The sequence below is a fragment of the Kitasatospora sp. NPDC004799 genome (genome assembly GCF_040609095.1).
Classification (GTDB): Bacteria; Actinomycetota; Actinomycetes; order Streptomycetales; family Streptomycetaceae; genus Kitasatospora.
The window spans coordinates 1-18,812 of the sequence record NZ_JBEXJK010000146.1 but is presented as its reverse complement, the minus strand read 5'-3'; the positions used below and the strand labels follow the sequence as shown (position 1 = coordinate 18,812).

Below are 18,812 nucleotides of genomic sequence, written 5' to 3'. Positions count from 1 at the left end.
GCGGCGCGCGGCGGCCTTCGCGGCCGTCAGCTCCGTCGCCGAGGCCGCCCAGCGGGCGCTGCTGCAGCTGCCGGGGCCGACCGTCGGGCCGCTGCTGCTGGCCGGGCTGGTGTTCCTGCCCTGGGCGCTGTCCTGGGGGCTGCTGCTGCCCTGACCTCAGCGGGAGCGCTGCCTCAGACGGCCCGGGCCGCGGCCGGACGCGGGGCCGAGGGCGCCGACCGGCCGTCCAACAGCCGTACGGTCAGGGCCCGCTGGCCGCGCGCGATCCACCGCAGCGGCCAGCGCAGCAGCACGAGCAGGCACAGGCCCCAGCCCGTCGCGTGCACCGCCCAGACCCCGGCCATGGTCGGGCCGCCCCAGGCCTGGTGGTAGTCGGTGCCCAGGTACCAGACCGGGTAGCCGAAGTTCCGCACCGAGCTGAACAGCGCGTACCCGACGAGCAGCAGCGCCAGGGCGTCCAGCGGCAGCCCCAGGACCGCCCGGGCCAGCACCCGGCCACCGGTCCAGCCCCGGCCGCCCGACACCCGCGCCTGCCAGCGGGCGGCCCGCCCCGGCTGCCCGGCCAGCACCAGGGCGGCCGCCACCGCGCCGACCGGCAAGGCCAGGCCGGAGCGGACGGCGGCCCGGGCGGCGCTGCCGAACTGACGGTGGTTCGCGGACATCAGGGCTCCTTCAGCCTCGTGCGGTCGGTGTCCCCACCTTTCCGGGCCGGGGCCGGGCCGGTCGTCACACCGGGGAGCCGGATCCGCTGTCATACCGGGGTACGACCCCGGTCGCGCCGGACACCGAACACCCCGGGCACCGGTCGCGCCGGATGCCGAACCCCCCGGCACCGACCGCATGCCGTCGGCCGGCTCCCCTGCGCGGGGGATCCGGCTCCGCCCTCGTGAGGACGCCCCCGCCGGCCCACTCCGGAAGAGTCGGAACCGGTGGCGGACGGACCGCGTCCGCCCGGGCCGGGAGGCGGAACCATGGGCGTACGGACGATCGCGGCACGACTGCACGGCACCCCCGCACCGGGCGTGCCCCGCTGGGCGGTCCGGGCCGGGTACGCGATCGCCCTGGTCGTGCTGCCCTCCTGCCTCTGGCGGATCGGCGGCTTCGTCCTCGGCCTGCCGCTGTTCGAACACGGCCCGACGCCCCCGGCGGAGGACGGGGGCCTGTTCGGTGGCGACAGGGCGTACGTCATCGCGCTCAGCGTGGTCAGCGAGGCGCTCGCGCTGCTCTGCTTCGGCCTGGTCGCCCGCTGGGGCGAGGTGTGGCCCCGCTGGGTCCCCGTCCTCGGCGGCCGCCCCGTCCCGGTGCTCGCCGCCGTCGTCCCGGCCGCGCTGGGCTCGGCGGCGCTGATGGTCTTCCCGTACGGGCTGGTGATGTTCTCGCTCGGCCTGACCATCCGGGGCGACCGGGACCTGGGGCTGATCACCCACGGCTGGCAGACCGTCGTGTTCTGGGCCGGGTACCTGCCGCTGGCCGCCTGGGGCCCGCTGCTCGCGGCGCTCACCGTGCACTACTACCGTCGGCGCACGGCGAGTTGAGCCGTCGCCCCCCGGTCTCACGCCGGGTACGGCGCGGCGGCCCGCGCGTTCTTCAACGCGCCTGCCCACCACGCCAGTCGGTCGAACAGCACCTTGGCGTAGCCGGGCGCCTGCGGGTCGTCCGGGCGGCCGCCCGTCCAGGCGGTGAAGTAGTTCGGGAAGGCCAGGCCGTCCCGGACGGTCACCGCGTGCAGCTCGGTCAGCACGTTCTCCAGGTGCAGGACGGCGTGCCGGCCGCCGGCCGCGCCGCCGTAGCTGACGAAGGCGACCGGCTTGGCCGTCCACTGGGTGAAGTGCCAGTCGATCGCGGCCTTCAGCGAGGCCGGGTAGCTGTGGTTGTACTCCGGCGTGACGACGACGAAGGCGTCGGCGCCCTCCAGGGCCTCGGTCAGCTTCGCCATCCCCGCCGGACGCGGGTAGCCCTCCCCGGCGAACTTCGGTGAGGCCGCGGGCAGTTCGAGCGGAAGCTCGACCTCGGCGAGGTCCACCACCTCGACCTCGAAGCCCCCGTGCGCGGCGGCCCGCTCGGCCACCCACGAGGACACCACCGGGCCGAACCGGCCCTCCCGGACGCTGCCGAGGATGATCACCAGCTTGTGCGTGTTCGTCTCCATGGCCACCACTCTCCGGCCGCCCGACGGCCGCAGCCAGGCCGTGCCCAGGCTGGCCCCGGCAGGGCCACCCTCCGCCCGGCGATCAGCCGTACGCTCGCCATATGGGCACACCACTGGGGGACTTCATCCGCGCGAAGCGCGACAGCATCCAGCCGGAGACGCTGGGCCTGCCCGACCACGGCCGCCGCCGTTCGCCCGGTCTGCGCCGCTCCGACCTCGCCGTCCGGGCCGGCATCAGCGTCGAGTACCTGACCCGGCTGGAGCAGGGCCGCGACCGCAACCCGTCCGTCGCCGTGGTCAACGCGCTCGCCGACGCCCTCAGCCTCGCCCCTGCCGAGCGCAACCACCTGCGCTACCTCACCAAGATCACCGGCGGCGCGTGCGTCGGCCGCACCCGGCCCGCCCCCGCCCCGCGCTCGGTGCGCCCCGGCATCCGCGAGACCCTGCGGCTGCTCGAACCGGGCATCGCCGCCGTCACCAACCGCCTCGGCGACGTCCTCGCCCACACCAGCGGGTACGCGGCCGTGCTCGGCGCCGCCGGACTGCTCGACACCCCGGAGCCGAACCTCACCCGCTACGTCTTCACCGACCCGCGCGCCCGCGCGCTGTTCGCCGACTGGGACGACATCGCCGACGAACAGGCCTTCGACCTCTGGCTCGGCCCCTCGGTCGAATCCGCCGAGTGGCTCAGCACCGAACTCGCCCCGGTCGCCGGCCCCGAGTTCACCCGCCGGCTCGGCAACCAGCTCGTCCCGCGCCGCGGCCCGCTCCGCCTCCGGCACCCGTCCGGGCCCGAACTCCGGCTGCTGCGCGAGACCCTGGACCTCCCGGACGACGCCCAGCAGCTCCTCGTCCTGCTTCCCGCCGACGACGGCACGGCCGCCCACCTCGAGCGGCTGCTCGCCCCGTCGACGCCCCGGCTGCGCGCGGTCTCCTGAGGCGCCCCGCCTCTCGTCTCACTCCACCGGCACCACGCACAGCGGCTCCCCCTCGGCCCGCTCCTCGGCGGCGTCCGTGGCCGCCCGGACGAAGGCGCGGACCCGGGCGGTGGTGTTGCTCTCCAGCCAGACCGGGCCGCGCTCGATCGGGGGCGCGTCGTGGATCGGCACGTAGGCGACGTCCGGGCGCGGGTAGTAGCGGCGGGAGTGCTCGCCGACCGGGAGCACGCCGCGGCCCAACGCGACCAGGCTGAGCATCTCGGAGAAGGTGCTGCCGGACGGCCCCTTGGGCACCGGGCGGCCCGACGGGGTGCGGTCGGGGGTGCGGTCGCGCTTGAAGCCCACCGAGGTGACGGCCGGGTACTGCACCACCGGGTGGTCGGCCAGCACCTCGATCGACACCGACGGCTCCGCGGCCAGCGGGTGCCCGGCGGCCACCGCGAGCACCCGGCGCTCGGTCAGCAGCACCGGCCCGCGGGACATGCCGTCGAACGGGTAGGAGGCGATCAGCACGTCGACCGACCCGTCCAGCAGGCTCGTCCGGGAGTTGGAGAGCTGCACCTCCCGCACGTCCACCCGGCACTCCGGGTGCCGCTCGCCGAACAGCGCGACCGCCTTGAGCAGCACCGGCGCCGTCCACTCGCCGAGGAACGCCACCCGCAGCTCCCCGGTGACGCCCCGGCTCGCGTCCTCCGCCCGGCGCAGCGCCCGCGCCATCGCCGCCACCGCCGGGACCAGGTCGTCGGCCAACTGCCGCCCCACCGCGGTCAGTCGGACCGACCGGCTGGTGCGGTCGAACAGCGGCCCGCCGATCCGGCGCTCCAGCTTCTTCACCACCTGGCTGACCCGACCGGTGGTCAGGTGCAGCCGCTCGGCGGTCCGGCCGAAGTGCAGTTCCTCGGCGAGCGCGAGGAAGACCTCGACCTCCAGCCGCTCCAGCATCGCGCCCCACCCCTCGATCGTTGAATCCTGCTCAACGATCGTACGGCGATCGCGCATTGATCACGCACCCCGCTGGGAGGATCGTTGAACCCGTCACCAGCAGTCGCACCTGAGCGGAGCCGATCACCCATGCGCGTCGTAGCCTTCGACCACCTGGTCCTCAACGTCGCCGACGTCGAGCGCTCGCTGGCCTTCTACTCCGGCCTGCTCGGCCTGGAGCCGGTCCGGGTCGACGAGTGGCGGGCCGGCCAGGTGTCCTTCCCGTCCGTCCGCGTCACCGCCGACACCATCATCGACCTGACCAGCCGCCCCCGGCAGGAGTCCAACGTCGACCACATCTGCCTCACCGTCGAGCCCCTCGACTGGCAGGAGGTCATCGCCTCCGGCGTCTTCACCGTCCTCGAAGGCCCGGTCACCCGCTTCGGCGCCCGCGGCAACGCCACCTCGGTCTACGTCCGCGACCCCGACGGCAACACCGTCGAACTCCGCTGGTACCCCCAGGACGCCACCGCCTGACCACCCTCCCCCCGCCCGCCCCGGCCCCACGGGGGAGGCCCGGGGCGGGCCCCCACGCCGAAGCGCCGCCCCGAGACGACCGGGACGGCGCTTCGGCGTCATCGGCTCAGCTGCGACGTGCGCGCCGCGTCAGGACGAGCGCTGCTCCACCCGCCACCACCAGGGCACCGCCGATCCCGGTGGTCAGCCCGAGGCCGCGGGAGCCGGTGTCGGCGAGCTCGGCCCGGTTGGTGTCGGTGGCCTTGACCGGCGCCGACGCCCGGGGCTGGGCCGCCGGCTCGGTGGTGGACACCGCGGCCGGGACGACGGCGGGCGCGGAGGACGTGCTCGGCGACGGGATCGGCGCGTTCGGGTCGACGCACTCGGGGGCACCCTCGACCGGCACCGCGGCGATCGGCTGCATGGCCCAGAACAGCATTGGACTGGCGCCCGGGTAGTAACCGAAGCCCAGCGAGGCGTCGGTGTCGGTCTTGACGTTCTTGCCCAGCGTGAGCCTGGCATTGAGCACCCGGTTGTCGACCGGCCCGGTGGCCCACTTGGTCAGGTCGACGTCACCGTCGCCGGCCCCCACGGCCCCCATGCCGACCTTGTGCCAGGTCTTGTCCTTCGGGTCCTGTACGTCCAGTTGGGCGGCACAGGCACCCTGGCCGTCCATCGAGCCGTACTTCTGACCACCCCAGACGAAGAAGGCCGCGCTGGTGAGGTGCCAGTCGAAGCCGTTGGCGGTCTTGATCGAGACCTGGAAGGCGTGCGGCTTCCCGTCCGCCGGAACGGACGTGGGCAGACCGGTGAAGGAGGTGGTGAGCCCGGTCGTCTTGACCGACACACCCGGCGCCTGAACCGTCCAGTCCTTGGCCTGGCCGTCCGCACCGAACGTCGGTGCCAGGTAGGCGTACAGACTGACGTTCACCTCCGGCCCCGCGTGCGTGGACTGCAGCAGCTTGAACCGCAGCTTGAAGGTCCGCGCGGAGTGCGGCTGGACCTCGACCCCGGCACCCGTCAGGTCCGTCGCCACCCCCTGGTAGCCGGCCGGCTTGGCACCGAGGTCCTGGTCGACCAGCTTCACCGGCTGCCAACTGCCGGACGCGCCGTCCGCGTACTCGGCGGCTACCTGGTCCTTGCCGAGCATCTGGGTACCGAAGTAGATCACCAGGTGCTGACCGGCGTAGGGCGCGTCCGCGTCGTTCTTGACCGTCACCGTACCCTCGGACCAGCCGCCACCCGCCTCCACGGAGGGGAAGCCCTCGATCCGGACGGAGTGCGCGTTGTCCTGGCCCGCCGCCTGGGCGGGCAGTGCCAGAGCGAGCGGGGACACAACCAGCGAGGCCGCCAGAATTGCGCGTCGAAGTCTCAACTCAACCCCAAAAGTCCGAAATGGCCGCCGTTTTCCGCGGCAACGCGTGGATTCCCCCCTACGCGCCAGGCGGAGAATAGCCGACGAACATTCGGTGGGCCACCGAAATCGAATTCCGCAATTTGCCGGCCGGGCGACCGGGCCGCTCCGGCCGACCGGAAACGCCGAAGCGCCGTCCCGAGACGATCGGGACGGCGCTGGGGTGTGCGGCGCGTCAGTCGGTGAGGGGGAGGTAGACGCGGTTGCCCTGGGCCGCGAATTCGGCGGACTTCTCGGCCATGCCGGCCAGGGCCTCGGCGTCGAAGTCGGTGGAGACCGCGGTGGAGCCGTCGCCGTGCTCGTCGCGGATCTTCTGGGAGATCTTCATCGAGCAGAACTTCGGGCCGCACATCGAGCAGAAGTGGGCGGTCTTGGCGGGCTCGGCGGGGAGGGTCTCGTCGTGGAAGTCGCGGGCGGTCTCCGGGTCGAGGGCCAGGTTGAACTGGTCCTCCCAGCGGAACTCGAAGCGGGCGTCGGAGAGGGCGTCGTCCCAGGCCTGGGCACCGGGGTGGCCCTTGGCCAGGTCGGCGGCGTGGGCGGCGATCTTGTAGGTGATCACGCCGGTCTTGACGTCGTCCCGGTTGGGCAGGCCCAGGTGCTCCTTGGGGGTCACGTAGCAGAGCATCGCGGTGCCCCACCAGGCGATCATCGCGGCGCCGATGCCCGAGGTGATGTGGTCGTAGCCGGGGGCGACGTCCGTGGTCAGCGGGCCGAGGGTGTAGAACGGCGCCTCGTCGCAGATCTCCTTCTGGAGATCCATGTTCTCCTTGATCTTGTGCATCGGGACGTGGCCCGGGCCCTCGATCATCACCTGGACGTCCCGCTCGCGGGCGATCCGGCCGAGCTCCCCGAGGGTCTGCAACTCGGCGAACTGCGCCTCGTCGTTGGCGTCCGCGATCGAGCCGGGGCGCAGCCCGTCACCGAGCGAGAAGGTCACGTCGTAGGTGGCGAGGATGTCGCAGAGTTCCTCGAAGTTGGTGTAGAGGAAGTTCTCCTCGTGGTGCGCGAGGCACCAGGCCGCCATGATCGAGCCGCCGCGCGAGACGATGCCGGTCTTGCGGCGCGCGGTGAGCGGGACGTAGCGCAGCAGCACGCCGGCGTGGACGGTCATGTAGTCGACGCCCTGCTCGCACTGCTCGACGACGGTGTCCCGGTAGACCTCCCAGCTCAGCTCCTCGGCCTTGCCGTCCACCTTCTCCAGGGCCTGGTAGAGCGGCACGGTGCCGATCGGCACCGGGGAGTTGCGCAGGATCCACTCGCGGGTGGTGTGGATGTTGCGGCCGGTGGAGAGGTCCATGACGGTGTCGGCGCCCCAGCGGGTGGCCCAGGTCATCTTCTCCACCTCCTCCTCGATCGAGGAGGTGACGGCCGAGTTGCCGATGTTGGCGTTGATCTTCACCAGGAAGTTGGTGCCGATGATCGCCGGCTCCACCTCCGGGTGGTTCACGTTGACCGGGATGACGGCCCGGCCGCGGGCCACCTCGGCGCGCACGAACTCGGGCGCGAGGCCCTCCCGCAGCGCCACGAACTCCATCTCCGGCGTCACCACGCCCCGCTTGGCGTAGGCGAGTTGGGTGACGGCGGCACCGCCGCGGCCGCGCAGCGGACGACGCGGGCGGCCGGGGAAGACGGCGTCCAGGTTGCGCAGGTTCCCGCCGCGGGGCGAGGTGTGCTTGATCCCGTCGTCCTCGGGGCGCGGCTCGCGGCCGTCGTACTCCTCGACGTCGCCGCGCTGGCGGATCCAGGCGTCCCGCAGCGGGGGCAGGCCGCGCCGCACGTCCGGCTCGTAGGACGGGTCGGTGTACGGGCCGGAGGTGTCGTACAGCGGGACGGTCCGGCCGTTGGTGAGCCGCACCTCGCGGTACGGGACGCGCAGGTCGGGGCGCGATCCCTCGCGGTGGGCCTTGCGCCAGGCCGGGGTCGGGTAGCCGGTGCGCTCGCTGCTGGGGGCGCCCTGGGCAGACTGCGGCTGTGCTTCGAACGTGGTCATCTGACCTCTACTCCCTACGCCGGCATTACCCGGTCAGGTTCCTGCGGTCGACGCAGCCGTCGGTCCGTCCGTCGACGTCCCGGTCAGCGTCCTCTCAGCCCGGTGCTCCGAGCTCCCGCGTCGCAGGCGGTGTTGCCTGCACACGACGCCCAACACCGTAGCGACCGGATCGCCGCAGGTCCAGAGCGCCTCCCGCCCCTCCCACCCCCGCCCGCACCGGCCGCCCCGCGGCCGGAACGGCCGAGGCCCGGTCCCCCTGTGCGGGGGCCGGGCCTCAGGGCGGCGTTGCGGGGTGGCGAGTCAGCTCTTGGCGGCCTTCTTCACCAGGACCACCACGGCGGCCGCGATGCCGACCACCACCAGCAGCTTGATCACGATGGAGAGCAGGGCGCCGACGACGCCGAAGACGAAGGCGACGATGTTCCAGGCCAGCACCAGGACCAGCACCGGGATGACGATGTTGCGCACCCAGGAGGGCAGCGACTTCCAGAGCTCAGCCATGTCGGTTCCTCTTCTCCCCTCGGGTCGGCCGCCGTCCGGTGCCGCATCCCGCTTGCTTTCGGTACTTCGATCGTACGGGGGCGCGAGTGCCGGAACGAGGCCCAACGGCCCGGAGAGAACCCCGAGATCACCCCGACCCCGACCCCCCGGGTGACCCCCGAGAACCAGGGGTCAGACCGGCCAGCGCTCGCCGCGCCAGGCGGCGTCCCAGAACATCCACTCGTAGCGCGAGGTGGTCACGAAGTGCCCGACCACCTTGCGGCGTTCGGCCGCGGACAGCTCCTCGCCCAGCCGGTCGGTGAGCGCCAGCACCCGGCGGACCACCGACTGGAAGGCCTCGTCGCCGTAGGTGGAGATCCACTTGGCGTACAGCGGGTCGGGCGAGCCCTGGGCGAGCAGCGCCTCGCCGACCCGGGCGTAGATCCAGTAGCAGGGCAGCACCGCGCCGAGGGCCTCGGCGAAGGAGCCGCCGTAGACGGTGGCCAGCAGGTAGCTGGTGTAGGCCCGGGTGGTGGGCAGCACCGGCTCGGCGGCGGCCTCCTCGGCGCTGCCGCCGAAGGCGGTCAGGAACTCGGCGTGCATGCCCTGCTCGGCGGCCAGCGCGCCGACCGCGTCGTCGGCGAAGGCCCGGACGTCCTCCTCGCCGGGCGCCTTGGCGGCGCAGACGGCGAGCGCGCGGGCGTAGTCGCGCAGGTAGTGCGAGTCCTGGACGACGAAGTGGCGGAAGGCCTCGCGCGGCAGGGTGCCGTCGGTGAGCCCGGCCAGGAAGGGGTGGGCGAGGATCTCGGCGTACACCGGCTCGATGGCCGCCCAGAGTTCTTCGGTCAGCGTCTTGGTGCTCATGAGGCGACCCTAGAGCCTGCTGGGGGAGCCGGGGTCCTCAGTCCTCCGGCGGGGAGAACACCACCAGCACCCGCAGTTCCTCGGTGATGTGGTGGAACCGGTGCGGGGTGCCGGCCGGCACGTAGACCACGGTGCCGCGCGCGACCGTGGCGGTCTCGGCGCCGACGGTGATCTCGGCCCGGCCGCTGATCACCTGGTAGATCTCGTCCTGGTCGTGCGGGGTCTGGGTGTCGGTGTCGCCGGGGGCCAGCGCGTACAGCCCGGCGGACATCCGCGGTTCGCGCAGGAACCGCAGGTACGCGCCGTCGTTGGCCGCCCGCTCGGCATCCAGTTCGTCCAGCCGGAAGAGCTTCACCGCCGCCGTCCTCCCTCGTTCGCGGAGCGGTCCGGCCACCTCCCGGACCAGGGGCATTCAACACCACCCCGCCGTGTGGTGGTTCCGCCGGGACGGGGGTTCCTGTCAGGCTTGGGCGGCATGAAGGGTTTCGTCATCAAGACACTGATCAACGCGGCGGCCATCTGGGTCGCCGCCTGGATCGTCAGCGGCATCCAACTCGCCCAGGGCAACGCGGACTGGCAGCACAAGACGCTGACGGTGCTCGGCGTCGCCGTCGTCTTCGGCGTGGTCAACTGGCTGATCAAGCCGGTGGTCAAGCTGTTCTCGTTCCCGCTGTTCATCCTCACGCTGGGCCTGATCACCTTCGTGATCAACGCCCTGATGCTCCTGCTCACCTCCTGGGCCTCCGGGAAGCTGAGCCTGGACTTCCACGTGAACAACTTCGGTTCGGCACTGGTCGGTTCACTGATCATCAGCCTGGTCGCGTGGGGCCTGCACCTGGCCCTGGACGACGACTGACCGGCGCCGTGCGGACGGCCGGAAGGGGCCCGCACCCGGGTGTTCCACCGGGTACGGGCCCCTTCCTCGTGCCTGCGTCGCCTGCCGGACCGCTCACCCCGCGTTCTCACGCCCCTTGAGCAGGTCCGCGAGCTGGGCGTCGATGTCCCACCCGGTGAACTCCTGGCCCATCGGCACCACCCGGTCGGTGCGCGCCAGGAAGGCGAGCAGCGGCGCGGACGAGGCGCGCAGCAGGGCGTCACCGTCGGGGGAGCGCAGCACGATGCGGACCTCCGAGAGCTCCTCGCCGACCGGGCTGACGTGCACGTCGCCCTCGCCGACCGGTCCGCTGATCCCGTCGAGCAGCAGCTCCCGCGCGAAGTACCAGGTGACCGGGGCGTCACCGGGCAGGTGGAAGGTGAGCCGGACGGCGTACGGGTCGTCCGCCTCGTACGCCAGGTCCACCGGGAGGCGGAAGGAGAGCTCGTGCGAGACCACGAGGTTCATCACCAGGTGCCCCTGGACTGTGCTGTGCTGCATGGCGCCAGTACCTCTCGTTCTGCCCGCGCCGTCGGTTCGCTGGGTCCGATAGCGGCCGGCCGGACATGTTTTCGACGGTTTTTGTGACGGTTTATGCAACCAATCCACGTTCGATCATCATCGTCCACGTATGCGGATGTACTGGACAAGGTGAGCTTTTTCAAATGGTGAACGAATCGCGGGCGGTCTAGACCAAGTACGGTCAGAGGATGAAAGCCGGGCTCATCGCCCCGACCCTGAGCCGGAGTTGGCGCGCGGTGGAGGCGAGTCGGTCGGCCTGTTCGACCGGGAGCGAGATGGCCATGGTGGCGACCACCGGGCCGATGGTGATCGGGACGGCCGCGCAGACCGTGCCGAGCGCGTACTCCTGCCGCTCCAGCACGGGCATGGTCGGCCGCTGCGAGGCGAGCCGGCGCAGCACGGCGGTCTCGCCGGTGAGGGTGGACGGGGTGAGCCCGGCCGGCGGGTGGCGGGCCAGGTGGTCGCGGCGCGCCTCCTCCGGCAGCTGGCCGAGGAGGCACTGGCCGATGGCGTGGGCGTGGGCGGTGGCCCGGAAGTCCGCCCAGGGCTCGACGGCCGGGCGGCTCGGGTCCTCGACCACGGCGACCAGATGGACCTCGCCGTCCCGGTAGAGCGCGAAGTAGACGGCGGCGCCGAGCTCCTCCCGGAGCGACTGCATCCGCGTCCGCAGGTCGGGGTCGCCGGTCCGGGCACGGGCGCGGGCTATGCCGTCGAGCGCCTCCCCGTGGAAGAAGCGCCCCTCGGAGCGCCGCAGGTAGCCCTCGTGGGCCAGGGTGCGCAGCAGGTGGTAGGCGGTGCCGAGGGGCAGGTCGGCGGCCCGGGCCAGCTGCTTGGCGCTCGCACCCTGCCGGAAACCTCCGACGGCCTCCAGCAGCCGCAGCGCCCGCTGGACGGAGCCGATCAGGGTGGGCCCGCGGTCCGGTGCCGCCCGCCGCACCGCGGGAGCGGTCGCGGACGGTCCCGGCTTCCGCATGATCTCGAACGGTTGCGTTTTCTCGAACGGCTGTGCGATCCGATCCATGCCACCCAACCCCCAGCCCGAGTCCCTCGTACAGGTCCCTGCCCAAAACGGACATGCGGAACGGAGCCTCCGATTTGCCCGATGGCTGCTCATTGCAGCACAGCGGGACCCCGAACGGATGCACCCGACCAGGTCGGCGTTTCGACCCGTTCGCGGTGCTTTTCGACCCCTTCCCCGGGTTTCGCCCCCTCCCCGGCGCGGGAGACTCCCGCACAACGCGCCAGTCCCGGAGGTGGCCATGGGCCCCGAGAACCGCACTCCGCCACCGCGCCCGGTCGTCAAGCGCACCGCGCGGGCGATCCTGCTGGAGCTGGCCCCGGACGATCCGTACGGCCCGGCCTCGATCGTGCTGATCCGGCGGGTCCGGCCGGGCTCGCCGCACCCGTACTGGATCACCCCCGGCGGCGGGGTCGAGCGCGAGGACCGGACGGTGGTCGAGGCGCTGCACCGCGAGGTGGACGAGGAGCTCGGCGGCAAGATCGTGGACGTGGTGCCCGCCTTCGTCGACACCATCAGCCACACGCTCCATGACGACGGCACCCTGCTGCACCCGCACGGGGTCAAGGTGCAGCACTTCTTCGTCTGCCGACTCGCCTCGATGGACCTCAGCCGGCGGCACGGGCCCGAGGTGACCGACCCCAACGGCGAGTACGAGGTGGTCCGGCTGCCGTTCACCCGCGAGGGCGTCACCTCGGTCAACGTCGTCCCGCCCCGGCTGCGGGCGTACCTGGCGGCCAACATCGAGGGCATCCGCGCGCTCCTCGCCCCCGACCTCGGGTGACCGACCGGCGGCCCCCGACCTCGGGTGACCGACCGGCGGCCCCCGACCTCGGGTGACCGCCCGGCGGCCACGGTCTTCGGGTGATCACGCGGAGGCCAGGTCGCCGACCAGGTCGTGTCGGATCCGCTCGGCCGGCACCCCGGCGCGCACCAGCGCCTCCACGCCCCGGCGCACCATCGCGGGCGGTCCGCTGAGCACCGCCTCCCGGCCGGTCCACGGGCCGAACCGGCCCACCACCTCGGGCAGTTCGCCGGCCAGCGGGCCCCCGAACGGGCCGCCCCCGGCGAGCGGGCCCCCGGCCAGCGGGCCCCCGGCCAGGCGGCCCTCGACCGAACCGCCGCCGGACAGTACCGGACGGACCGTCAGCCACGGGTGCAGCGCGGCCAGTTCGCGCAGCCGGTCCAGCTCGTACAGCTCCTCGGCCCGGCGGGCCCCGTAGAACACCTCGATCCGGCGGCCGGCCGCGCCGTGCTCGGCCGCCTCCTCGACCAGGGCGCGGACCGGCGCGATGCCGGTGCCGCCGCCGAGGCAGAGCAGGTCCCGGCCGGCCGCGTGGTCGACGGTCATCGAGCCGGCCGCCGGGCCGAGCCGCAGCACGTCCCCGGGCGCGGCCCGGTGGACCAGCGCGTTGCTCACCCAGCCCGCCTGGACGGCCTTGACGTGGAAGGTCAGCAGCCCGTCCGGGCGGGGCGCGCCGGCGAAGGAGTAGTGCCGCCAGACCCGCGGCCACCAGGGTGTCTCCAGCGCGGCGTACTGCCCGGCCCGGAACGGGTACGCCTGGTCCGGGCGGACGGTGATCGCCGCGACCTCCCGGGTGCGGCGCTCGTGCCGGACGATCTCGCCGTACCACCAGGGCGGTGAGGTGCGGGCGTCCTCCTCGCCGGCCGCAATCACGGTCGAGGAGATCATCCGGTACGCGCGGCGCCAGGCCGACTCGGCCTCGGCGTCCCAGCGGTCGCCCGCGTACCGGGCCAGCGTCTGCACCAGGCACTCCTCCACCGCGACGTGGTGGCCGGCCGGCACCCCGTACCGGCGGTGGTCGCGGCCGAGCCCGGCCAGCGTGGCGCGCAGGGCCACCGGCCGGTCGAGTTCGCCCACGACGGCCAGCAGGGTGCGGAACAGCCGGTCGCGATGGAGGTCCATGGCGGCGGGGAAGAGCGAGCGGAGCTCGGGGTGGCGCAGGAAGAGCAGCGCGAAGAAGTGCGCGGTGGCCCGGTCGGCAACTCGCCCGACCGCGGCCAGGCCGGACCGGACCAGCTCGACCTCCCGGGCGGTGAGCGGCCGGTCGACGGCCTGCCCGGGCCCGGCGGCGGGGAGTCCGGCGGCGGGGGGCTGGGCGGCGAGCTGCCCGACGGGGGTGCGCACGCCCCAGGCGTCGGTCCACCGGTCGCCCGGGCCGGCCCAGTTGCGGCCGGGAGCGTCGGTGAAGAACGGTCGGAAGCCGTCGGGGACGGGGGCGGCGGGGGCACCGGGGCCGGGAGCGGGTGCGGGAGCGGGGACGACGGGCGGCTGCACCGGCCGGGCCGGGATCACCGGCCGGACGGGCTCCAGCAGCGGCACCGGCGGCAGCACCGCCGTCTGCGCGTCCGCCGTCGCCGTCGCCGTCGCCGGTGTCGGGTCCGGCGGGACCGGCGGGACCCGCGGGACCGGCGGGACCGGCGGGCTCAGGGGCATCAGCGGCCGGACGGCCACCTGCCGCGACGGGGACGTGCCGCGCGCGGCCTCCGGCAGGCCCGGGACGGAGGCGACCCCCGCCGAGCCGTGCCCGGTGCGGACCAGGACCGGTCCGCGGGACTTCACCGCTACGTTTCGAGTACCCAAGAGAATCGTTTCGCCTCCGGCCGACCTGCGCCATGGCTCGTCTCCACCGGCGCGAAGGCAGCGTGGCACGGCCGGACGGCCCGGCCGACGAATCACGCGAATCCCGGACATCCGGGCCCGGAACGCGCTACTCTCCGCGGCCCGCGGTCGCCCTGGGTACCCCTCCGCGCACCCAGGGCGACCACGGCCCGCACCCGACGGCCCCGCGCGGAGACCGCCGCGACCGGGACCGCCGTGCTCAGGGAAAGCCGTGCTCAGGAGGGCCGAACTCAGAGCTGCCGCAGCAGCATCCCCGGCTGCTCCACGCAGTCCGCGACGAACCGCAGGAAGCCGCCGGCCGTACCGCCGTCGCAGACCCGGTGGTCGAAGGTGAACGACAGCTGGGTCACCTCGCGCACGGCCAACTCGCCCTGGTGGACCCAGGGTTTGGCGACGATCCGGCCGACCCCGAGCATCGCCGCCTCCGGGTGGTTGAGGATCGGGGTGGAGCCGTCCACGCCGAACACCCCGTAGTTGTTCAACGTGAAGGTGCCACCGGTCAGTTCGGCCGGGGTGAGCGCACCGCCGCGCGCCGCCTCGGTCAACCGGCCGAGTTCCTCGCCGAGTTGCTCGGTGCTGCGGTTATGCGCGTCCCGCACCACCGGGACGACCAGTCCGCGCTCGCCCTGCGCGGCGAAGCCCAGGTGCACCGCCGAGTGCCGGACGATCCCCGAACCGTCCTCGGTCACCGAGGAGTTGAGCTCCGGGAAGCGCGCCAGCGCGACCGTGCAGATCCGCGCCAGCAGCGCCAGCACGCTCACCTTCGGCCCCGGCGTGGCGTTCAACTGCCGCCGCAGCGCCATCAGTTCGGTGGCATCCGCGTCCACCCAGCAGGTCGCCGCCGGGATCTCCCGGTGGCTGCGGCTCAGCTTCTCGGCCACCGCCTTGCGCAGCCCGCGCAGCGGGACCACGCCCTCCTGCGCGGCGGGCCCGGCCGGCGCCGGAGCGGCCACCTTGGCCGCGACCGCCCGTTCGACGTCCGCCCGCATGATCAGCCCGTCCGGCCCGCTCCCGGCGAGCGCGGTCAGGTCGACCCCCTGCTCCCGGGCCAGCCGCCGCACCAGCGGCGAGATCACCGGCACCACCGCCGGGCCGGCCGGCACCGCCGGAGCCCGCACGGCCACAGCACCGGCCCCGGCAGCGGCGCCGGCGCCGGCCGAGGTCGGAGCCGCAACCGAGCCCGAGACCGGCACCCCGACCCGGCGCCGCCGCCCGCCCCGCCCCGGCTCGGCCACCCCGAACCCGACCAACGGCCGCTCCACCTCAGCCGAAGCAGAAGCCGAAGCCGAAGCCGAAGCCGAAGCAACGGCAGCAGGAGCAGAAGCAGCCACCGGCCCGTCCGCGACACCCGCCTCCGTCGGCCCCACCGCGACCGTCACCAGCGGCGCGCCCACGGCGATCTCCTCGCCCTCCTCGCCGTACCGCGCGGTGACCACCCCGCCGTACGGGCAGGGCACCTCCACCACGGCCTTGGCCGTCTCCACCTCCACCACCGGCTGGTCGACCGCGATCACCTCGCCGACCTCGACCATCCAGCGCACCACTTCCGCCCCGGTGAGCCCCTCACCGAGGTCGGGCAGCCGGAACTCCCGCACGACGGGCATCATCCTCGGTCCTCCCACTGGAGCCGGGCGACCGCGTCCAGGATCCGGTCCACCCCGGGCAGGTGGTGGTGTTCCAGCATCGGCGGCGGGTACGGGACGTCGAAGCCGGTGACCCGCAGCACGGGCGCGGCCAGGTGGTGGAAGCAGCGCTCGGTGACCCGGGCGGCGATCTCCGCCCCGGTGCCGCCGAAGCCGCTCGCCTCGTGCACCACCACGGCCCGGCCGAGCGAGCGCACCACCCGGCAGACCGTCTCGTCGTCGAACGGCACCAGGGTGCGCAGGTCCAGCACCGCGAGGTCCCAGCCCTCGGCCCGCGCCGCCTCCGCCGCCTCCAGGCAGACCGGCAGCGAGGGGCCGTAGGTGATCAGCACGGCGGAGGTGCCGGTGCGCCGCAGCACCGCCCGGCCGATCGGCTCGACCGGCGCCGCCGGGTCGAACTCGGCCTTGCCCCAGTAGAGCCGCTTGGGCTCCAGGAAGACCACCGGGTCGTCGGAGGCAATCGAGGCGCGCAGCAGCCCGTACGCGTCGGCCACCGTGCCCGGCGTGACCACGTGCAGGCCGGGGGTGCTGGTGTAGTACGCCTCGGAGGCGTCGCTGTGGTGCTCGACGCCGCCGATGCCGCCGCCGTACGGGATGCGGACGGTGATCGGCAGCGGGAGCCGGCCCGCCGTGCGGTTGCGCATCTTGGCGACGTGCGAGAACAGCTGCTCCAGCGCCGGGTAGGCGAAGGCGTCGAACTGCATCTCGACCACCGGGCGCAGCCCGTACATCGCCATGCCGATCGCGGTGCCGAGGATGCCGGCCTCGGCCAGCGGGGTGTCCAGGCAGCGCTCCGGGCCGAACTCGGCGGTGAGCCCGTCGGTGATCCGGAAGACGCCGCCGAGCGCGCCGACGTCCTCGCCGAGGACGTGCACCGCCGGGTCCTCGCGCATGGCGTCCCGCAGCGCGGAGTTGAGCGCCTGCGCCATGGACGCGGTGCGCACCTCCGGCGCAGCGGCTCCGCCAAGGGTGGGGGTGGGCGACGGGTGGGCGCTCATCGGTCCGCCACCTCCGCCTCCGCGGCCAGCTCGGCGGCCAACTGCTCGGCCTGCTCCCGCAGTTGGGGGGTCGGTTCGGCGAAGACGTGGGCGAACAGCGACATCGGGTCCAGGGCCGGGTCGGCGTGGAACTCGGCCCGCATCCGGGCCGCCAGCGCCTCCGCCTCCTCGGCCGACTCCCGCACCAGCCCGTCGTCCAGCAGGCCGAGCCCGCGCAGCGCCCGCTCCATCAGCAGGATCGGGTCGTGCTCGCGCCAGGCGGCCACCTCGGGCTCGGTCCGGTAGCGGGTGGCGTCGTCGGCGTTGGTGTGGGCGTCGATCCGGTAGGTCAGCGCCTCGACCAGGGTCGGGCCGCCGCCGGCCCGGGCCCGCTCGACCGCCTCGGTCAGCACCGCGTGCACGGCGGGCGCGTCGTTGCCGTCCACCAGCCGGCCCGGCATGCCGTAGCCGACGGCCTTGTGGGCCAGGCTCGGCGCGGCGGACTGGGCGCTGAGCGGGACGGAGATCGCGTAGCCGTTGTTCTGCACCAGGAAGACCACCGGGGCGCCCAGCACGGCCGCGAAGTTCAGCGCCTCGTGGAAGTCGCCCTCGCTGGTGCCGCCGTCGCCGAGCATCGCCAGCGCGACCACCGGCTCGCCGCGCAGCCGGGCGGCGTGCGCCAGTCCGACGGCGTGCGGGGCCTGGGTGGCGAGCGGGGTGCAGAGCGGGGCGGTGCGGCTGGCCCGCGGGTCGTAGCCGGTGTGGGCGCTGCCGCGCAGCAGGGTCAGCGCCTCCAGCGGGTCGACGCCCCGGGAGACCACGGCGAGGGTGTCGCGGTAGCTCGGGAAGAGCCAGTCGCGCTCGCCGAGCACCAGCGCGGCGGCGACCTGGCAGGCCTCCTGGCCGGTGGACGCCGGGTAGACGGCGAGCCGGCCCTGCTTGGTCAGGGTGGTGGCCTGCTGGTTGTACCGGCGGCCGACGACCAGCCGGCGGTACAGCTCGCGCAGCAGGGCCGGGTCGTACTTCTCCAGCGCGGGGGTGCCGAGCGCCCGGACGGGGGAGTGGTCCGGGAGCAGGGGCGCCGGGTCGGTGCGCGGGGCGGTGGCGCCGGGCAGCCAACCGGGGACGCCGGTGTGGTGTCTGTGGTCGAGAACGGTCATCTCGGGGCACCTCCAGGGGTGGCGGGGGCTCCCTACCGATTGTTCGGTCGTCTGTTCATCTTGACCAGAAGCGTGACAAGGTGGTGGACATTCGGCCTGTTCGGCGGTCGACTGGTGGCAGTGCGTCCAAACGGTGGGGGTGGGGGGTCATGTCGGCTGAACAGATGTCCAGACTCGACCGGGTCGACCGGTCGATCCTGCGGCTGCTGCAGCAGGACGGCCGCGCCTCCATCCGCTCGGTGGCCGAGCGGGTGCACGTGTCCCGGGCGAACGCCTACGCCCGGATCTCCAGGATGGTCGAGGACGGCATCATCCGCGGCTTCACTGCCAGGGTGGACCACGAACGGGCCGGTCAGGCCGCGTCCGCGTACATCACCCTGAAAATCGTCCAGAACTCCTGGCGGACGGTGCGCGAGCAGCTGCTGGAGCTGCCCGGGGTGGCGCACATCGCGCTGGTCGGCGGGGACTTCGACGTCCTGCTGCTGGTGCACACCGCCGACAACAAGGCCCTGCGGGAGCTGGTGCTGGGCAGCATCCAGTCCATCCCCCAGGTGCTCGGCACCCGCACCATGCTGGTCTTCGAGGAGACCGACCAGGTGCCGCCGGTCTAGTACTGCAACGGTGCTTAGCGTGATGAGGCTTCGGTTTTCGGGCTGTGGCCTCGTCGTTTGTAGTGGCTGTTCCGGGCTTGGTGCTGGCGTC

20 protein-coding genes and 1 riboswitch are annotated in these 18,812 nt (G+C 73.6%); of the genes, 6 read left to right on the top strand and 14 right to left on the bottom strand.

What is annotated here, in order from left to right:
- Window positions 1-173: 173 nt before the first annotated feature.
- On the bottom strand, window positions 174-662 hold the full coding sequence (locus ABZW03_RS19685; protein ID WP_355259538.1) for a hypothetical protein: 489 nt from the start codon (window positions 660-662) through the stop codon (window positions 174-176).
- A gap of 309 nt (window positions 663-971) precedes the next feature.
- On the opposite strand from ABZW03_RS19685, the gene ABZW03_RS19680 reads away from it, so the two are divergent.
- Window positions 972-1,535, top strand: a complete 564-nt coding sequence (locus ABZW03_RS19680; RefSeq protein ID WP_355259536.1) for a hypothetical protein — start codon at window positions 972-974, stop codon at window positions 1,533-1,535.
- A 17-nt stretch (window positions 1,536-1,552) separates the two neighbouring features.
- On the opposite strand, the gene ABZW03_RS19675 is transcribed toward ABZW03_RS19680, so the two are convergent.
- Window positions 1,553-2,149 (bottom strand): NAD(P)H-dependent oxidoreductase, encoded by a 597-nt coding sequence (locus ABZW03_RS19675; protein ID WP_355259533.1) that lies wholly within the window; start codon window positions 2,147-2,149, stop codon window positions 1,553-1,555.
- A 101-nt stretch (window positions 2,150-2,250) separates the two neighbouring features.
- Between ABZW03_RS19675 and ABZW03_RS19670 the strand changes: the two genes are divergently transcribed.
- Window positions 2,251-3,087: a helix-turn-helix transcriptional regulator gene (locus ABZW03_RS19670; protein ID WP_355259530.1), complete on the top strand. Its 837-nt coding sequence runs from the start codon at window positions 2,251-2,253 to the stop codon at window positions 3,085-3,087.
- Between the two features lie 18 nt (window positions 3,088-3,105).
- On the opposite strand, the gene ABZW03_RS19665 is transcribed toward ABZW03_RS19670, so the two are convergent.
- Window positions 3,106-4,086 (bottom strand): LysR family transcriptional regulator, encoded by a 981-nt coding sequence (locus tag ABZW03_RS19665; protein ID WP_355259527.1) that lies wholly within the window; start codon window positions 4,084-4,086, stop codon window positions 3,106-3,108.
- 72 nt (window positions 4,087-4,158) lie between these two features.
- Here ABZW03_RS19665 and ABZW03_RS19660 point away from each other — a divergent pair, with 72 nt between their 5' ends.
- Entirely contained in the window at window positions 4,159-4,545 is a 387-nt protein-coding gene (locus ABZW03_RS19660) for a VOC family protein (RefSeq protein ID WP_355259524.1), read from the top strand.
- 106 nt (window positions 4,546-4,651) lie between these two features.
- Here the strand turns inward: ABZW03_RS19660 and ABZW03_RS19655 are convergent, their stop codons facing one another.
- The 5 genes from ABZW03_RS19655 to ABZW03_RS19635 form a co-directional block, all read right to left on the bottom strand.
- Entirely contained in the window at window positions 4,652-5,860 is a 1,209-nt protein-coding gene (locus ABZW03_RS19655) for a hypothetical protein (RefSeq protein ID WP_355259521.1), read from the bottom strand.
- 253 nt (window positions 5,861-6,113) lie between these two features.
- Window positions 6,114-7,928 (bottom strand): phosphomethylpyrimidine synthase ThiC, encoded by a 1,815-nt coding sequence (gene thiC / locus ABZW03_RS19650; RefSeq protein ID WP_355259518.1) that lies wholly within the window; start codon window positions 7,926-7,928, stop codon window positions 6,114-6,116.
- Window positions 7,923-8,057: riboswitch (TPP riboswitch) on the bottom strand. It overlaps the preceding gene by 6 nt.
- Before the next feature lie 171 nt (window positions 8,058-8,228).
- Window positions 8,229-8,429: a DUF5326 family protein gene (locus ABZW03_RS19645; RefSeq protein ID WP_049653234.1), complete on the bottom strand. Its 201-nt coding sequence runs from the start codon at window positions 8,427-8,429 to the stop codon at window positions 8,229-8,231.
- Between the two features lie 171 nt (window positions 8,430-8,600).
- The gene (tenA, locus tag ABZW03_RS19640; protein WP_049653239.1) at window positions 8,601-9,272 is read right to left on the bottom strand and encodes a thiaminase II; all 672 of its coding nucleotides are present in this window, start codon (window positions 9,270-9,272) and stop codon (window positions 8,601-8,603) included.
- A gap of 37 nt (window positions 9,273-9,309) precedes the next feature.
- Window positions 9,310-9,627 (bottom strand): cupin domain-containing protein, encoded by a 318-nt coding sequence (locus tag ABZW03_RS19635; RefSeq protein ID WP_355259543.1) that lies wholly within the window; start codon window positions 9,625-9,627, stop codon window positions 9,310-9,312.
- A 120-nt stretch (window positions 9,628-9,747) separates the two neighbouring features.
- Here ABZW03_RS19635 and ABZW03_RS19630 point away from each other — a divergent pair, with 120 nt between their 5' ends.
- On the top strand, window positions 9,748-10,128 hold the full coding sequence (locus ABZW03_RS19630) for a phage holin family protein (RefSeq protein WP_355259514.1): 381 nt from the start codon (window positions 9,748-9,750) through the stop codon (window positions 10,126-10,128).
- Between the two features lie 93 nt (window positions 10,129-10,221).
- Here the strand turns inward: ABZW03_RS19630 and ABZW03_RS19625 are convergent, their stop codons facing one another.
- Both ABZW03_RS19625 and ABZW03_RS19620 read right to left on the bottom strand, forming a co-directional pair.
- Window positions 10,222-10,647, bottom strand: coding sequence for an SsgA family sporulation/cell division regulator (locus tag ABZW03_RS19625; protein ID WP_355259511.1), 426 nt, complete (start codon window positions 10,645-10,647; stop codon window positions 10,222-10,224).
- A 202-nt stretch (window positions 10,648-10,849) separates the two neighbouring features.
- Window positions 10,850-11,641 carry a helix-turn-helix domain-containing protein gene (locus ABZW03_RS19620; protein ID WP_355259508.1) on the bottom strand — a complete coding sequence of 264 codons (792 nt, stop codon included), beginning with the start codon at window positions 11,639-11,641 and terminating at the stop codon, window positions 10,850-10,852.
- 286 nt (window positions 11,642-11,927) lie between these two features.
- Between ABZW03_RS19620 and ABZW03_RS19615 the strand changes: the two genes are divergently transcribed.
- The gene (locus tag ABZW03_RS19615; RefSeq protein ID WP_355259506.1) at window positions 11,928-12,470 is read left to right on the top strand and encodes an NUDIX domain-containing protein; all 543 of its coding nucleotides are present in this window, start codon (window positions 11,928-11,930) and stop codon (window positions 12,468-12,470) included.
- Between the two features lie 84 nt (window positions 12,471-12,554).
- Here ABZW03_RS19615 and ABZW03_RS19610 read toward each other — a convergent pair whose 3' ends face one another.
- From ABZW03_RS19610 to pdhA, 4 genes are all read right to left on the bottom strand, one after another.
- Entirely contained in the window at window positions 12,555-14,270 is a 1,716-nt protein-coding gene (locus ABZW03_RS19610; RefSeq protein ID WP_355259504.1) for a globin domain-containing protein, read from the bottom strand.
- Window positions 14,271-14,560: 290 nt separating this feature from the next.
- Window positions 14,561-15,934, bottom strand: a complete 1,374-nt coding sequence (locus tag ABZW03_RS19605) for a dihydrolipoamide acetyltransferase family protein (protein WP_355259540.1) — start codon at window positions 15,932-15,934, stop codon at window positions 14,561-14,563.
- Window positions 15,934-16,971 (bottom strand): alpha-ketoacid dehydrogenase subunit beta, encoded by a 1,038-nt coding sequence (locus ABZW03_RS19600; protein WP_355259501.1) that lies wholly within the window; start codon window positions 16,969-16,971, stop codon window positions 15,934-15,936. Before ABZW03_RS19600 ends, ABZW03_RS19605 begins: the two co-directional genes overlap by 1 nt.
- On the bottom strand, window positions 16,968-18,110 hold the full coding sequence (gene pdhA, locus ABZW03_RS19595; protein ID WP_355259498.1) for a pyruvate dehydrogenase (acetyl-transferring) E1 component subunit alpha: 1,143 nt from the start codon (window positions 18,108-18,110) through the stop codon (window positions 16,968-16,970). The genes ABZW03_RS19600 and pdhA overlap by 4 nt, the downstream gene beginning before the upstream one ends.
- Window positions 18,111-18,274: 164 nt before the next feature.
- Between pdhA and ABZW03_RS19590 the strand changes: the two genes are divergently transcribed.
- The gene (locus ABZW03_RS19590) at window positions 18,275-18,721 is read left to right on the top strand and encodes an Lrp/AsnC family transcriptional regulator (RefSeq protein ID WP_355259495.1); all 447 of its coding nucleotides are present in this window, start codon (window positions 18,275-18,277) and stop codon (window positions 18,719-18,721) included.
- Window positions 18,722-18,812: the final 91 nt, after the last annotated feature.